Here is a 15,307-nt window from a genome sequence, read left to right on the forward strand (position 1 = left end):
AGGGATGTATGGTGATATGGAGATGTATGGTGATATAGAGATGTACGGTGATATAGAGATATAGTCGAGATATAGAACAGGCCAGGAGGTCCATCGATGACACAAGTGCAGATCGGCGTCATTTCCCATGAGCGGTGGGGAGAGAGCTTGAAGCTGGAGAACGGGATGTATACCGTTATCGTTCCGCTCGGCTTCGGCATCCGGATTATGCATCTAAGCCTTATGGGCGGCGAGAACGTCTTTTTCGAGGATACGGAAGGAGCGGTTCAGCAACAGGGCGAGGAATTCGCGGCGCTGGGCGGGGAAGGCTGGAAGCTGCGCGGCGGGCATCGGCTGTGGGCGAGCCCGGAGGTATACCCGCGCACCTATGGCCCGGATGATAAGCCGATTCAATATGTCCTTACCGGGCACGGAGTGAAGCTGCTCGCTCCCGTGGAGCCGTGGACGCAGACGGCCAAGGAAATCGAGATCCAATTCCGCGATGATCAGATTGAGGTCATTCACCGGATAGTCAATCATGGACCATGGCCGATTGAACTGGCACCGTGGGCGCTGTCTGTCATGGCTCCGGGCGGAACCGCCTATGTGCCGCAGACGAAGCGGGAGACCGGATTTCTCCCGAACCGGAACTTCGCGCTGTGGCCGTACACGAAGATGAATGACGAGCGTGTCGATTGGGGCGGTGATGTCATTCAGGTCCGCCAATGCGCCGATATCGAGCGGGCATTCAAGTTCGGCATACACAACGAGGAAGGCTGGGCGGCCTATGCCGTGAACGGCACCGTGTTCGAAAAACGCTATGAACCGCAGCAAGAAGCGGTTTATCCCGACTTCGGATGCTCCTTCGAGCTGTATACGAACGACAAAATTTTGGAGCTGGAGACGCTGGGCCCGCTTGCAGTGTTGGCGCCTGGCGGACAGGCCGTTCACAAGGAGATATGGAAGCTTGCGCCATGCACGGATATCGAACAATATCTCCACACGAAATTGATAGAATCGAAATCTTAAATTTTTCATAATCTTAGGGTCTCTGCCAAAAGAAAGCCCTGTCCTGCACGACTCAAAGCCGCTGCGGGGCAGGGTTTTTGCCTATTTATGAACGGCTAGCGGATATTTCGCGTCCGCCGATGGAAAGGGTTTCACAAGTGAGCGGGTTTATGTTATTAATAGAGAGGGACGTCAAAATGGAAAACCCTCTCAATGCGGCGGGATGCCGATGGGAGCCGATTGTGGACGTTCCGGGGGATGGTGCGCTGTCCGGCGGGCTGGGCGGAACAAAGACTTTGCCTTGGCCGGGGCCCGATGGGACAAGCTGTATCGAGAACCCGCCAATAACGCAGCACTTTCAGGGAGTGTGGATGAATGGCTAAATCGTTAGGATCCAGTACGAACATTATTATTCGCTTGGAAATTGACAAAAATGTGTGCACCTTCGCGCAAATTGCCGCCGCCATTGGCGAGAGCGGCGGCGATATCGTCGCCATCGACGTCATTCGCGGCACGCCGGTATCCACAGTCCGAGATATTACAGTCAATGTATATGACGGCAGTGTCGGCGATCGGGTCGTGAAGCGTCTGAAGCAGCTGCAAGGCGTGAAAGTCGTGAACGTCTCCGATCAGACGTTCCTGCTCCACCTCGGGGGCAAAATCGAGATGCAGCCCAAGGTCCCGATCCGGAACCGCGACGACTTGTCCCGGGTCTATACGCCGGGCGTGGCGCGGGTATGCATGGCCATCCATGAAGATCCGTCCAGCGCGTTCACGCTGACAATCAAACGGGATACCGTGGCGGTTGTCTCCGATGGAACCGCTGTGCTCGGTCTGGGCGATATCGGACCGATGGCGGCGATGCCGGTCATGGAAGGCAAGGCGATGCTGTTCAAGCAATTGGCGAACGTCGACGCGTTCCCGATCTGTCTGGACACGCAGGATACGGATGAGATCGTGCGGACGATTCAGGCGATTGCCCCGGCCTTCGGCGGCATTAATCTGGAGGACATCTCGGCGCCGCGCTGCTTCGAGATCGAACAGCGGCTGAAGGAGAATCTCGATATTCCGGTCTTCCATGACGATCAGCATGGAACCGCTGTCGTCCTGCTGGCCGGTCTGCTTAATGCGCTGAAGATTGTGAACAAGAAGCTGGAGGATTGCAAAATCGTCCTGTGCGGGATCGGCGCGGCGGGCATGGCCTGCACCGATATATTGCTCGCGGCAGGCGCGAAGAATATTATCGGCGTCGATCGCCACGGAGCGCTGGTCCGCGGCGTGCAGTACGAGAACGAGGCATGGAACGGCTACGCCGCCAAGACGAATCCGAACGGAGAGGAGGGCGGCATTCAGGATGTCATCACAGGGGCGGATGTGTTCATCGGCGTCTCGGGTCCTGGCGTGCTGAAGCGGGAGCATGTGGAGACGATGAACGCAGATCCCATTATCTTCGCGATGGCGAACCCGATGCCGGAGATCGATCCGGACGAGATCGAGGATATTGCCCGCATCATTGCAACGGGCCGTTCCGATTATCCGAACCAGATTAACAACGTGCTCTGCTTCCCGGGCCTGTTCCGCGGACTGCTGGATTGCCGCGCATCCAAAGTGACTTATAACATGAAGCTGGCGGCCGCTCAGGCGATTGCCGAGGTCGTCTCTGAAGAAGAACTCAATGAAATGTATATTATTCCGAGCGTATTCAACCCGCTTGTCGTGACGAAGGTACGGGACGCCGTTGTCAATGCCGCCTATGAGGACGGCGTGGCGCGCCGCCGCGATTATCGGGAAAATACAGTTAAGCAGTAGCCGCTGACAGATGTTGGTGGACGGTGAGCTAGCCTCCCTCGCCCGATCGTCTGCGATTGTAAGCCTGGCAGACAGCCATCTTCTCTTCGTTTACGGAGAAGGTGGCTTTTTTGGATCTAGTCGATGAAATGGTTTCCAACCGCGTTTTATTTGCGAAAAGTATTGACGTCGGCGAATAACCAGTTAAAATATGCCTAAGGCACTTTGCTGTTTTCTCGCTTTTATGCAGTAAACAGTCTATGCACTAATCAGTTTATACGTTAACGAAATATCAGACAAGCGCATAAACGCATTCCATGGGTGAACTTTCTTTTCGAAGAAAGACGAATCGCAAAAACGAAAAAAGTGAACGAGCAAAACGAAAAAAGTGAACGAGCAAAACAAAGAAAGTAAACAAGCAAAACGAGAGGGGATCGAACAGATGAGAGCAAAACGTCATGTCATGCTGGCATGTGCGCTGGCATTGGTGCTGCTGATGCTGAACGCATGCGGAAATCAGGCGCCGGGGGAAGGCACAGCAGAGCAAGGAGATACGGGCAGCGCGGGGAAAAAGGTGAAGATCGGGGTGACCCAGGTCGTGAACCATGCCTCTCTCGATGAAGCGTACAAAGGCTTCGTGCAAGCGTTGAAGGACAATGGCTATACGGAAGGGGACAACCTGGTCATCGATTATCAGAATGCCCAGGGCGATAATACGAACGCGGCGACCATCGCGCAGAAGTTCGCCACGAGCGGGGTCGATCTTGTGCTGGGCATCGGCACGTCTGTCTCCCAGGCTGCAGCGAAGGAAGTGAAGGACGTGCCTGTCCTGTTCACCGCAGTGACCGATCCGGTCGGCGCCGGTCTGGTCCAGAGCATGGAGAAGCCGGGCGCAAATGTAACCGGGACGACGGATCTGCATCCGGAGGCCGTCTCGCGTTTGATGGAATTTATTAAGGAGCAGGTGAATGGCGTTACGGCGGTGGGTATTTTGGCCAATGAAGGCGAACAGAACACGGTCGTGAACGTGCAGAAGGCGGAAGAGGCGTTGACCGCTCTCGGCTTGAAGGCCGTTAAGGCACCCGTGACGAACAGCTCGGAAGTGAAGCAGGCGGCTGAATCGCTTATCGGCAAGGTGCAGGCCATCTATGTTCCGTCCGACAATACGGTTGTAAGCGGCCTCGGGGCTGTCGTCGGCGTGGCGAATGAGAATAAGATTCCGCTATTCGTCGCGGAGAAGGATTCGGTCAAGAACGGCGGTGTCGCTTCCTTCGGCTTCGAATATTACGATCTTGGTTACACGACCGGCAAAATGGCCGTCGATATGCTGAAGAACGGCAAGAAGCCGGAAGACACGCCGGTGCAAATTCCGGAATCTCTTGATCTGGCGCTGAATGTGAAGGCGGCGGAAGCGCAAGGCTTCGCCGTAACCGATGATCTGAAGAAGCAAGTGAAGCCGGACAACCTCTTCGAATAGAGAAGTGAAGGAACAAGACTAAACAGAAGAGGAGGAGTCATAGTGAGCGGATTTATGCTGGCGATGCAAAAATCGGTAGAGCTCGGCGTGCTGTACGCCTTGATGGCGCTCGGCGTCTACTTGACGTTTCGCATTTTGGATTTCCCTGACTTGACCGTAGACGGAAGCTTCACGACAGGCGCAGCGATAGCGGCCCTGTGCATTACATCGGATATCTCGCCTTGGATAGGAACGGCACTGGCCTTCCTCGGCGGCGGGCTCGCCGGCATGATGACCGGCATCATTCATACGAAAGGGAAGATTAATCCGCTGTTATCGGGCATTCTGATGATGATCGCCCTCCACTCTATCAATTTGCGGATTATGGGCAAGGCGAACATCGGCTTAATGAACAGCGATACGCTGCTTACGCCGATTACCGGAGGCTTCCTGTTCCTGATCGTCATGGGGCTGTTCGCGGTGCTGGTGAAGCTGGCCCTGGACTGGTTCCTGCGGACGGAGGTCGGCCTATCCTTGCGCGCTACCGGCAACAATCCGCGCATGATTCGCAGCTTCGGCGTGCACACCGATACGACGATTGTCGCCGGGGTCAGCCTTTCGAACGCGCTCGTCGCGTTATCCGGCGCGCTGGTCGCCCAGTATCAGGGCTTCGCCGATATTCAATCGGGCGTCGGGATGATTGTCGTCGGACTGGCGTCGGTTATTATCGGGGAAGCGATTTTCGGCCACCGCACAATCGCCCGCGCGACGTTCGCGGTGCTGCTGGGCGCCGTGCTGTACCGGGTTATCGTCGCTATCGCGCTGCAGCTGCAAATGAATGCGACGGATCTGAAGCTGTTTACCGCTCTCATCGTCATTGTGGCGCTAACCGTGCCGAAGATGCGGCGCTCCGCGAATCAGCGCACAATGAGCCGCCAGCGGGCGATGCAATTGGCGAAAGGAGGACAGAGCGATGCTGCAAGTGAATCAGGTCAGTAAATATTTCAATCTGAATACCCCTGACGAGAAAGCGGCGCTTACCGATATCCGGCTGCATCTGAATCCTGGAGACTTCGTGACCGTTATCGGAAGCAACGGTGCCGGTAAATCGACGCTGATGAACATCATCTCCGGCATGCTGATCCCGGATGCCGGCACGGTTCACATTGAAGAGCATGATGTCACGCTGATGTCTGAGCATCGCCGCAGCCGCTGGATTGGCCGCGTATTCCAGGACCCGATGGCCGGCACGGCTCCGGATATGACCATCGAGGAGAATCTGGCCATTGCGGCGAAGCGGATGGGAGGCCGCGGGCTGAGACCCGGGGTGAACCGGAAGCGCAAGGCATGGTTCGCAGAAGAGCTGTCCCGGCTGGGCATCGGGCTTGAGAACCGGCTGAACGCGAAGGTCGGCCTGCTCTCGGGCGGCGAACGGCAAGCGTTGAGCCTGCTAATGGCCACCTTCACGAAGCCGAGCATTCTGCTGCTCGATGAGCATACGGCGGCGCTCGATCCGTCCCGGGCGGAATGGATTACCCGCCTGACGGACGAGATCGTGCGGGAGAATTCGCTAACCACCCTGATGGTGACCCACAATATGGAGCAGGCGATCCGGCTGGGCAACCGGCTCATCATGATGGACAAAGGCAGCATCGTGCTGGATGTCCCGGCTGCATCCAAGCAGTCGCTCACGGTAGATAAGCTGCTGCGGGAGTTCGAACGGATTCGCGGAGAGAAATTTGTCGATGATCGCGTTGTTTTAGGAGGATAATTTCCTGTAATTCCATCACGAAATGCCAAAAATATGATACAATCCATGAGGGTTCTTAGAAACGACAACAAGAACAAATTGTCGAAAAGAGGGGAACGTCATGAATTGGTTCAATCGCAGTATGATTCCGAGAATGATCGCTGTATTGTTTGTATTGATTATGACAATCAGCGGCCTTTTCATTTTCCGCGAGTATTACAGCGAGAAGTCGCTCTATATGGATTTCCTGCATCAACGGCAGGAGCTCATCGCAGAAATGAAGCTCGATGACATGATGGGCGCGATCAAACAGGCATCGAGCATGGTCCAAAACAAACCGATCAACGAGGAAATGACAGACTCGCTTTTCCGAATGCTGCGCGGCCGCATGAATAAGATCGCGGGCGACGACGTTATTAATGCTTTTCTGATCATTAAGGAGAATGAGGCGAAGGACGGAGCGCCAGCCTTCCGTATTCTACAAGCGAATGATAACCTGGAGTCGCTGGGGTACAAGCCGAACACGGCATACGACATGCCAGCGGCTATCCAGGACGCCTTTCTTAAGCTGACCACAGAAGACAATACGATAATGACCGATGAATTCGATATGGGCGATGCGGTCTATATTACCGGCTTAACGGAGATTAGAGACGATCTTGGCCATAGCATGGCCTACTTGGTTACCGATTATGATTATTCCATCATCAAAGGAACGTTGATAGGCTTCTTGGTCGAAGCCATTGTCATCGGAGGAATAATCGGATTGATTGGCATCTTACTGGTGGCCGTGTATGTGCAGCGCCGCTTGAAGCCGCTGAATGATATCCACAAGCTGGCGGAACAAGCGGCTAACGGGGACTTGACCGTGAAGCTCGCTTCGAAGCGGCAGGATGAGATCGGGCGGCTGGCCGATGTGTTCAACCGGATGACGGAGAGGTTGAGCGGGCTGCTGGCGGAAGTGCAGCGGGCGGCGAAGGACGTCTCCACCTCATCGCTCGAGCTGCAGCGGGGCGCCGAGGAGACGGCGATTGCCGCGCAGGAAGTGGCGAGCGCCATGTCCGAGGTGGCGAACGGATCGCTGGAGCAGCAGCACAGCACCGAGCAGACCAAGTCGGCCATGAGCGAGATTACGGCCGGCGCGGAGCAGATCGCCACCACCTCGGAGCAAGTTGCCGAATGGATGCGGGAAGCGGCCGCCCAGGCCGGCGAAGGCCGTGTCATTGTCGATGAGACGGTCGTGCAGATGGAGCGCATCGAAGCGGCTTCGGCCGACACGAATCAGGCTATCGCCGCTTGGACGGAGGCGGTCCAGCAGATTTCGGGCGCGGTCGTGTTCATCCAGAATACAGTGAAGCAGACGGAATTGCTGGCGCTGAATGCCTCGATTGAAGCGTCCCGCGCCGGAGAGCATGGACGCGGCTTCCAGGTCGTCGCGACGGAAGTCCGCAAATTGGCCGAGCATTCAAAGCAATCGCTACAGTCTATTATGCAGCTGATTGATGTGATTCATACGAAGCGCGAACTGACTGAACGGGCAACGGCGCATCAGCAGGAGGCCGTCCAGAAAGGGATGGCAACGGTCAAGACGGCGGACGAGACGTTCACGGTTATCGCCGGTTCGATTGGACAAGCCAGCTCCCGCATGGAGGAATACCGCAGCATCGCTCAGCAGATGTCGGCCTCCTGCGAAGAAGTCTTTGAACTGATTCGCCAATTGAACGATATTGCGGAGCAATCCAATGATCATACGGCACGTGTCGCGGCCACGACGGAGCAGCAGTCGGCATTGACCGAGGAGATATCGGCTTCCGTGGACAGTCTGCTCTCCTTAAGCCGGGATTTGCAGAAGATGCTGGAGCAATTCAAGGTGAACGTGAAGGAGCAGTAATTACCTGCCGCAGGGTATGATGGAAGGGAAGGTGCCGGGGCAAGCTAATGATCGGGAGGTGAGCGGCATGCCGCATAACAAAGCAGAGCGTATTCACCATCAGCAGAACCGTTCCCGTATCATGGAAAAGATCACGCCGCTGCGGCCGGATAAACAAGCCGGGCGCGCGCCGAGTCTGAACCGCATTCCGAAATAGAACGGCAAACCCGAACCAACCGGACTTATCTCCATCATATCTTGCACAGGAAGGAAGTGTTCATTATGGCACATAAGCAGCAGGGACATTCCAGACAAAATACAACGACCCGGACGTCCGACGCCAACAACGCAAAAGGCAAAAAGAAATAACGGCTTGCCAGCGGAGGGATAAAGATGCATAATCTGGACAGCAGCTATGATTGTTCCTTGACGGCGGAGGATGTTCCGAGGCTCAAGTCCGAGCTGGCGTCTTTGAAGCGGCAAGCGCACACGGAGACTTCATCGAAGGAACTCCAAGAGGCCATAAATCGGGTCGAGAATCAGCTTCATTTCATCAAAAACAAATGCTCTCTTCGTTAAAAATAAGGTATATAGAAGCGCCGCTTCCCGTTATAGGGATAGCGGCGCTTGCTGTTGGATCAGTTATGGCATTGACGGGATGGCCGCGGCCGTCTGGCTCTGCGGCGCCGCAGCCTGGGCCTCGGATGGAGCTTGACCGGGCCCCCCGGAGCCTTGCTGCAGCTGGTACATCTTGTAGTAGCGGCCCTTCAGCCGCATCAATTCATCATGCGTTCCTTGCTCGACGATCTCGCCGCGATGCAGCACGAGAATCAGATCGGCGCTTCGAATCGTCGACAGCCGGTGCGCGATAATGAAGGTCGTCCGTCCCCGCTTCAGCACTTCCAGCGCTTCTTGAATGAGGGCTTCCGTCTCTGTATCGATATTGGCCGTCGCCTCGTCCAGAATCAGTATCGCCGGTTCGAAGGCGAGAGCTCGGGCGAACGAAATCAACTGTCTCTGCCCGGCCGACAAGGTGCTTCCTTTTTCAATCACCGGCTCGTCGATTCCTTGCGGCAAATGCTTGAGCACCCGATCGGCGCCCACCGCGTTCAGCGCTTGCTCTACCATCTCTCGCGTGATGCGCGGATCGTTCAGGCTGACGTTGCTTGCAATCGTTCCGGTGAACAGATAAGGATCCTGCAGCACGATGCCCATATGCTCGCGAATCCATTGCTTCGGCACCGAGGTGGTCGGCGTGCCGTCGATTCGAATCTCGCCGCGCTGCGGGTCATAGAACCGGAACAGCAGATTCATAATGGAGCTCTTCCCGGAACCGGTATGGCCGACGAGAGCCACCGTCTGGCCCGGCTTCGCCTCGAAGTAGATGTCGCGCAGCACATAATCTTCCTTGTAGGCGAAGGAGACCCGATCGAACTCGACATGTCCCTTGTACCGGGGCATCGAGCCTTCGTCCAGCGGCTCGCCCGGTTCGTCCATCAGCTCGAATACCCGTCCTGCGGACACGAGGGAGGAGTCGAGATTCGCTAATTGGTTCACCATGCCGGTAATCGGCTGGAAGAGGCGGTTCAGCAGATCGGCGAAAGCATACAGTACGCCGAGGGTGATGACGCCGCTCGCGCTCAGCGACGCTCCGCCAAAATACCAGAGCACGACCGCGAAAGCGATATTCCGCAGCACGTTCACCAGGTTATGGGACGTGAATGCGTTCAAATTGAGCATTTTGTTCTGATAGGATAAGTACTCCTCGTTCAGCTCCTCGAATTCCTTCATCGTATCCTTCTGGCGGCGGAAGGAACGAATGACCGGAATCCCTTGGATGGATTCGTTAATCATGGCATTGATAGAACTGAGCCGCGAACGTATCACTTTGTTATATTTCGTCGCGAATTTCCGGTACAGCACAACCCATAGATAGATAAGCGGCAAAATGAACATGCAGATGAGTGCAAGCTTCACATCCAAAATGAATAAGGCGACATAAATGCCGGTAATCGTAATGATCCCGGACGTGAAGCTTTCCAGCACGGACAAGAACAGATCTTTGACCGCTTCGGTGTCATTGGTGACCCGGGAGACGACTTTGCCGGCAGGCAAATTATCGAAGTACGGAATCGGCAGACGCTGCACATGGGCATACACATCGCCGCGCAGCTTGCGGATGACCCGGTTCGCCGCCGTCTGGAGCCCCATAATCTGGCCATAGCTCGCCGCCACGCTGACCAGCAGCAGACCGATATAAAGCGCCATATTTTGAATAATGCTAACGATCTCCGGCTTGTAGAACGTGAGCAGCTGGCTCAGGCTCATTGACGACGCCGGAACGGACCAGGTATCCGACCCGGCGCGGATCGTCAGCATGCCGTCCTCGAACTGGCGCTCTCCCGTCTCGGAAGGGATCGGTCCATCCACGAAGACGAACTCCGTCCCGATCTGGAGAATGCGGACCTGCTCTCCCTTCGCTTCTGCCTCCGCGAAGCGATCCTCCCGCTTGAAGTGGCGTCCTTCATACAGAATGGCGCCCTTCGCTTCCGCGGATGTCTCGTAGTACGGCTTTTCGATGCCGAGTATATGCTTATCTATTATATTTTTCGCAATGAACGGCCCGGACAGCTCGGCGGCGACAGCCACGGTGAGCATAAGCAGACCGATGATGAAGCTCTTTTTGAACTGCAGGGCGTATTGCCACAGGCGCTTGCCGACATGTCTCGGGTTCGCCGTCTGTTGTTCTGCTTCCATATATGAAATCCTCCTGTAATCGTAAATGCCAGTGTGCAGGGATAGAGCAGCCGGGCCTACAGCCCGGATTCCAGCTGCTGGCGCTCGTACTGTTCCTTGTACCAGCCGTCCTGCTTCAGCAAGTCGTCATGCGTGCCTTCTTCGATGATCTTGCCGTCATCGAGCACGATGATCCAGTCGGCATGCTCAATAGCCGACAACCGGTGCGTCGTAATCAGGGTCGTCTTGCCTGAGCGCTGCTCGCGTATGTTGCTGATAATATTGGCTTCGGTGCGCGCATCAACGGCAGAGAGCGCATCATCGAGAATCAATATTTCCGGATCCTTGATGAAGGCCCGCGCCAGCGAGACCCGCTGCTTCTGGCCTCCGGACAGGGCGACGCCCCGCTCGCCAACCAATGTCTCCACCCCGTGCACAAGCGTAGGCACATCATGGGTGAAGGAGGCGGTCTCGATCGCGTTCATCACGTCCTCATCACCAGCCCCGGAGCGGCCGAATAAGATGTTCTGCTTGACAGTCTTGGAGAACAAAATCTGCTCCTGTGGCACATATCCGATCCAGTTGTGCAACCGATCAATCGGAATCTGCTCCGCCGGGATGCCGTTAATGCAGAAGCCGCCTTCTCCGACCGGATATTCCCGCAGCAGCTGCTTGACGAAGGTCGACTTGCCGCTTCCGGTCCGGCCGACGATGCCGAGCGTCTGCCCCTTGCGAAGCGTGAGGGCGCCGAGATTCAGGTTGTCTGTCGTCGAAGTCGGGTAGCGGAACTTGTAGTCGCTCCACGTCAGCGTCTCCGGCACGGCGACATCCTTCGTATGCTCGCCGTCCTGTACGTCCGGCGTATAGTTCAGCACTTCGTTGACCCGATCGAGCGAGGCATTGCCGCGCTGCATGACGTTAATCAGGTTGCCGATGGCGAACATCGGCCAGATCATCATGCCAAGGTACATATTGAACGCGAGCAGCTCCCCGAGGGAGAGCTCGTTATGAATAATCAGATAGGCGCCGTAACCGAGCCCGATTACGTAGCTCAGCCCGATGAACAGCCGGATCGTCGGATCGAACAGGGCGTCGACCCTCGCGACGGCAAGGTTCTTGTTATAGACGTCATGGGTAATGTCGCGGAAGCGGGCTTCATCCGAACCCTCCTGCACGTAGGCGCGGATGACCCGCACGCCGCCGACCGACTCCAGCACTTGATCGTTCATGCCTCCGAACGCATCTTGAGCGATCATGTAGCGTTCGTGAATCTTTTTGCCGAACACACTCATGGCGATGGCGATGAACGGGAGCGGCAGTAGCGCGGCCAGCGTCAGCTTCCATTGAATCATGAACATGGCGAACAGTACGATGAGCAGGAACGCAGTCGAATCCGTCAAGGTGAGCATGCCGAACCCGGCTGTCTGCGACACGGAACGGAGATCATTGGTTGCCCGGGCCATCAGGTCCCCGGTGCGGTTTTTCTCGAAGAACGGCGGCGTCATTTTGAGGAAATGACGCATCAGCTTGGAGCGAAGCTTGCGCTCTACCAGGTTCGCTCCACCGAATATTTGATACATCCACACATACGTGATGGCGTAAATGACGACCATCGTGCCCAGTATGAGGAGGAGATAGAACGTCAATCTGTCCCATGTAATGGCCCCCCGGACGATGTCATCGATGGCTTGCCCCAGGATGCGAGGGGGGACGAGCTCGATGATGCCGACTACGATCAGCATCACGACACCTACAATATACCTCGTCTTATGTTCTTTGAAGAACCAGCCGAGCTTGAATAAAACCGATAGCATCTTGTCACTTCCTTGTCTCTTTTGCAAAATGGGAAAACAAAAAAGGTATACCGTTCGTGAACGATATACCTTGGGTTGCGTAAGGCGATATGTACGAGCGACGTGGCGCCCGCATGTACAGGGAAGCGGAATCGGCTTGCACATTATCGGCAAGTTCGAAGGGACAGCGAGTGATCGGATCACTTCGCCGCGCTTCCCGCTTCAGAATTGCGCTCTTCTCCTCAGCAAGGAGGGGCGCAGCTTCCGGCAGGGCTCCTGCGATATGAAGTTCGAGTCCGCGCCGCATGCGCCGCGTGCGCCATAACAATTGTATTACGCATTGGATTTACCTGCCTTTCTGAAGTAGTATGGATAGGCCGAGCGCATCACCGCGCTACCTTATCTGATTGTAGATTCTAGCATCGAGCTTCCGGCATTGTCAACCATTATTTTGAAATGAACGGCTGCGTGCCGTATTCGTGTACGTCCCGGAGCCCTCACCATTGCCGGATCGTCCGCTTTCGTCGTATGATGGATGGTGGCGAAGCAAGCGGACGATATCTCATCCGGTCAAGGAGGGACAGACGATTCCCGTGGTACGGACCAGAGCGTCCGAACGGTCATCCGGGAACGGTGGATCGGCCGTGCCAGGTCTCTTCAGGAGCGGCCCAGCAGCAGCGACAAAATGCCCGCCGCGATCAGCGGCCCGACCGGGACGCCGCGGAACAGTGCGACGCCGAGCACGGTCCCGATGAGCAGTCCGGCGACGACGGTTGGCGATTGCGTCATCAGATGCGCGCCACGGCCGCCCAGGTAGGCCACCAGCATCCCGACCGCGACGGCCAGGAGCGACTTCCAATGCAGGAACGATTGCAGAATCGTTTCCATGGACATGGATCCGCTGGCGATTGGGGCCATAACCCCGACGGTAAGAATGATAATTCCGATCGTGAGGCCATATTTCTCTATCCAGGGGAACAGGCTCTGCAGATGGGTGACGCGCAGCAGCAGCAGGATGACCATCGCGATCGTGACGGTGGAGTTGCCGCTGATGATGCCCAGTCCGGCCAGCCCCAATAAAATAAGCGAAGAAATATCGATTTGCGCCATTAGAATCGCAGCTCCTTTCAGTTCATGTGACGACCTCTTTCAGACAGCACAAGGATAGCATATTTATACCAACTTGAAAATGAAGCACGCCATCGGAGGTGGAGGTTATGAGTAACACATTATTGCTGACCGGCTTCGATCCGTTCGGAGGCGAGTCGATCAATCCGTCCTGGGAGGCGGTGCGCGCGCTCGACGGCGCGGCGTTGGGACGGTATCGGGTGCAGGCGGCGCAGTTGCCGACTTCGTTCGCGCGGGCCGGGACGACGCTGCGCGAAGCGATGGCCGGCTGCAATCCCGCCGCCGTCATCTGTGTCGGACAAGCCGGCGGCCGACCGGACATCACGCTGGAGCGGGTAGCGATCAATTTGGCGGATGCCCGCATTGCGGACAATGACGGCGATCAGCCGACGGATGACGAGGTCGTGCCGGGAGGTCCTGCCGCCTATTGGACGACGCTGCCGGTGAAGGCCTTACGGCGCGCCGTGCTGGAAACAGGAATCCCGTGCTCGGTGTCGTATACAGCCGGGACGTTCGTCTGCAACGCCATCTTCTATACGCTGATGCATGAGCTGGCCGCCCGGCAGGAGGCGGGGCGCATCCCGGCAGGATTTATCCATATTCCATTTTTGCCGCAACAGGCAGCGACTTATGCGGGCAAGCCGAGCATGTCGCTGGAGGCGATCGTGCAAGCGCTGCGAACCGTTATCATTTACGCGGATGCGGAGGAGGAGCGGGGGAGCAGCGCCGGGACTTTGCACGGCTGAGCCCGTAAGGGAAGCGAAGCTGCACACCTCGCATCTCCGCACGTTGACGGAATAGGGACGCATGTCTCGTTGAGGGAATAGGCAAGCTAAAAGGGGCCCGCTCGGGCCCCTTTCTTTATTTCAGATCTTCGATGGAGTTGATGTCCATATATGCTGGAACGACAAGACCGATTTTGGTGCCGTCCAGGTTCGGACCGAGATCATCGATTTGATCCTTGAATTTGTCGTAATAGTCTTTGTGCGTCGTTGGGAGCCAGGCAGCCACAATCGCATCGACATCCCCGTTGGCGACACCCGTCCACATCGGGCCGGCTTCGACCTGGAGCAGATCGACCTTATAGCCGAGCTTCTCCTGCAGCACGTACGCGATGACGTTCGTGCTCGCAATTTCCGAATCCCAGGCCACATAGCCCAGCTTCAGCTTTTTGCCGTCTGCAGGTTGTGCGCCTTCGATCCACTTGTCAGCCTTGTCCGCATTCGCATCGACCCATTCTTTGGCGGCTTCTTCCGGGTTTTTGCCGTCATGAACGGCAACCATCACCTGCGCCATATCATCTGCCGTCCATTCGAACTGGTCGAGCACCTTATGCGCGTTCGGATCGTCTTCCTTTAATCCTTTGCGAGCAATCGTATGGATCTGCTCATCTCCGCCGTAGACCCCTTTCGGATCCTCTAAATATTTCAGATCGTATTTGGCGAATTTCCAATGCGGCGTCCAGCCTGTAATAATAATTGGCTCCTGCTTCTTGATCGCTTTATCCAAGGCAGCGGTCATGGCGGCGCCGGAGCCCTCGATGAGCTTCCATTTGTCGAGGCCGTATTCCTGGATCGCTTGCTCTGTCGCCTGCATAATCCCCGCACCGGCGTCGATGCCGACGATCTTGTAATCGACGGACGCGCCTACGCTTGCCGACTGGCTGTCACCGGAGGAAGCCCCGTCGCTATCCGCTCCTCCAGATGGGCTGGAGGAACCGGAACAGCCTGCCAGCGTCCATCCGATCATCGCGATAAGTCCCAACAACATCCAACGTCTCGTTCGATTATGCTTCATGC

Annotated in this window: 13 protein-coding genes; 9 read left to right on the forward strand and 4 right to left on the reverse strand. The window is 56.3% G+C overall.

Going from position 1 to position 15,307, the window contains the following annotated elements; genetic code table 11:
• Positions 1 to 96 precede the first annotated feature (96 nt).
• The 8 genes from FLT43_RS24970 (at position 97) to FLT43_RS25000 (ending at position 8,430) form a co-directional block, all read left to right on the forward strand.
• Positions 97 to 1,008 carry a hypothetical protein gene (locus tag FLT43_RS24970; protein WP_087441569.1) on the forward strand — a complete coding sequence of 304 codons (912 nt, stop codon included), beginning with the start codon at positions 97 to 99 and terminating at the stop codon, positions 1,006 to 1,008.
• Between the two features lie 354 nt (positions 1,009 to 1,362).
• On the forward strand, positions 1,363 to 2,796 hold the full coding sequence (locus FLT43_RS24975) for an NAD-dependent malic enzyme (protein ID WP_087441567.1): 1,434 nt from the start codon (positions 1,363 to 1,365) through the stop codon (positions 2,794 to 2,796).
• Between the two features lie 421 nt (positions 2,797 to 3,217).
• A complete protein-coding gene (locus FLT43_RS24980; RefSeq protein WP_087441566.1) occupies positions 3,218 to 4,252 on the forward strand; it encodes an ABC transporter substrate-binding protein in 1,035 nt (344 codons plus the stop codon).
• A gap of 42 nt (positions 4,253 to 4,294) precedes the next feature.
• Positions 4,295 to 5,230 carry an ABC transporter permease gene (locus FLT43_RS24985; protein WP_244194114.1) on the forward strand — a complete coding sequence of 312 codons (936 nt, stop codon included), beginning with the start codon at positions 4,295 to 4,297 and terminating at the stop codon, positions 5,228 to 5,230.
• Positions 5,205 to 6,002, forward strand: coding sequence for an ABC transporter ATP-binding protein (locus tag FLT43_RS24990; protein WP_087441565.1), 798 nt, complete (start codon positions 5,205 to 5,207; stop codon positions 6,000 to 6,002). The genes FLT43_RS24985 and FLT43_RS24990 overlap by 26 nt, the downstream gene beginning before the upstream one ends.
• Before the next feature lie 100 nt (positions 6,003 to 6,102).
• Positions 6,103 to 7,872, forward strand: a complete 1,770-nt coding sequence (locus FLT43_RS24995; RefSeq protein ID WP_087441564.1) for a methyl-accepting chemotaxis protein — start codon at positions 6,103 to 6,105, stop codon at positions 7,870 to 7,872.
• Positions 7,873 to 7,939: 67 nt separating this feature from the next.
• On the forward strand, positions 7,940 to 8,068 hold the full coding sequence (locus FLT43_RS30600; RefSeq protein ID WP_255321578.1) for a hypothetical protein: 129 nt from the start codon (positions 7,940 to 7,942) through the stop codon (positions 8,066 to 8,068).
• A gap of 176 nt (positions 8,069 to 8,244) precedes the next feature.
• Positions 8,245 to 8,430, forward strand: a complete 186-nt coding sequence (locus tag FLT43_RS25000; RefSeq protein ID WP_087441562.1) for a DUF2524 domain-containing protein — start codon at positions 8,245 to 8,247, stop codon at positions 8,428 to 8,430.
• A gap of 63 nt (positions 8,431 to 8,493) precedes the next feature.
• Here the strand turns inward: FLT43_RS25000 and FLT43_RS25005 are convergent, their stop codons facing one another.
• From FLT43_RS25005 to FLT43_RS25015, 3 genes are all read right to left on the reverse strand, one after another.
• Positions 8,494 to 10,608 (reverse strand): ABC transporter ATP-binding protein, encoded by a 2,115-nt coding sequence (locus tag FLT43_RS25005; protein ID WP_087441561.1) that lies wholly within the window; start codon positions 10,606 to 10,608, stop codon positions 8,494 to 8,496.
• Positions 10,609 to 10,664: 56 nt separating this feature from the next.
• Positions 10,665 to 12,401 (reverse strand): ABC transporter ATP-binding protein, encoded by a 1,737-nt coding sequence (locus tag FLT43_RS25010; RefSeq protein ID WP_087441560.1) that lies wholly within the window; start codon positions 12,399 to 12,401, stop codon positions 10,665 to 10,667.
• 636 nt (positions 12,402 to 13,037) lie between these two features.
• A complete protein-coding gene (locus FLT43_RS25015; protein ID WP_087441678.1) occupies positions 13,038 to 13,481 on the reverse strand; it encodes a DUF441 domain-containing protein in 444 nt (147 codons plus the stop codon).
• Positions 13,482 to 13,597: 116 nt separating this feature from the next.
• Between FLT43_RS25015 and pcp the strand changes: the two genes are divergently transcribed.
• Entirely contained in the window at positions 13,598 to 14,254 is a 657-nt protein-coding gene (pcp, locus tag FLT43_RS25020) for a pyroglutamyl-peptidase I (RefSeq protein WP_087441559.1), read from the forward strand.
• Between the two features lie 115 nt (positions 14,255 to 14,369).
• On the opposite strand, the gene FLT43_RS25025 is transcribed toward pcp, so the two are convergent.
• Positions 14,370 to 15,305, reverse strand: coding sequence for a glycine betaine ABC transporter substrate-binding protein (locus tag FLT43_RS25025; RefSeq protein ID WP_164776368.1), 936 nt, complete (start codon positions 15,303 to 15,305; stop codon positions 14,370 to 14,372).
• Positions 15,306 to 15,307 lie beyond the last annotated feature (2 nt).

Source organism: Paenibacillus thiaminolyticus (genome assembly GCF_007066085.1).
GTDB lineage: Bacteria > Bacillota > Bacilli > Paenibacillales > Paenibacillaceae > Paenibacillus_B > Paenibacillus_B thiaminolyticus.

Excerpts from the sequence above, each read along its gene's own strand:
- FLT43_RS24995 (WP_087441564.1), top strand. The coding sequence starts at position 6,103 with ATGAATTGGTTCAATCGCAGTATGATTCCGAGAATGATCGCTGTATTG.
- FLT43_RS30600 (WP_255321578.1), top strand. The coding sequence starts at position 7,940 with ATGCCGCATAACAAAGCAGAGCGTATTCACCATCAGCAGAACCGTTCC.
- FLT43_RS24980 (WP_087441566.1), top strand. The coding sequence starts at position 3,218 with ATGAGAGCAAAACGTCATGTCATGCTGGCATGTGCGCTGGCATTGGTG.
- FLT43_RS25005 (WP_087441561.1), bottom strand. The coding sequence starts at position 10,608 with ATGGAAGCAGAACAACAGACGGCGAACCCGAGACATGTCGGCAAGCGC.
- pcp (WP_087441559.1), top strand. The coding sequence starts at position 13,598 with ATGAGTAACACATTATTGCTGACCGGCTTCGATCCGTTCGGAGGCGAG.
- FLT43_RS24970 (WP_087441569.1), top strand. The coding sequence starts at position 97 with ATGACACAAGTGCAGATCGGCGTCATTTCCCATGAGCGGTGGGGAGAG.
- FLT43_RS25025 (WP_164776368.1), bottom strand. The coding sequence starts at position 15,305 with ATGAAGCATAATCGAACGAGACGTTGGATGTTGTTGGGACTTATCGCG.
- FLT43_RS24990 (WP_087441565.1), top strand. The coding sequence starts at position 5,205 with ATGCTGCAAGTGAATCAGGTCAGTAAATATTTCAATCTGAATACCCCT.
- FLT43_RS24975 (WP_087441567.1), top strand. The coding sequence starts at position 1,363 with ATGGCTAAATCGTTAGGATCCAGTACGAACATTATTATTCGCTTGGAA.
- FLT43_RS25010 (WP_087441560.1), bottom strand. The coding sequence starts at position 12,401 with ATGCTATCGGTTTTATTCAAGCTCGGCTGGTTCTTCAAAGAACATAAG.
- FLT43_RS25000 (WP_087441562.1), top strand. The coding sequence starts at position 8,245 with ATGCATAATCTGGACAGCAGCTATGATTGTTCCTTGACGGCGGAGGAT.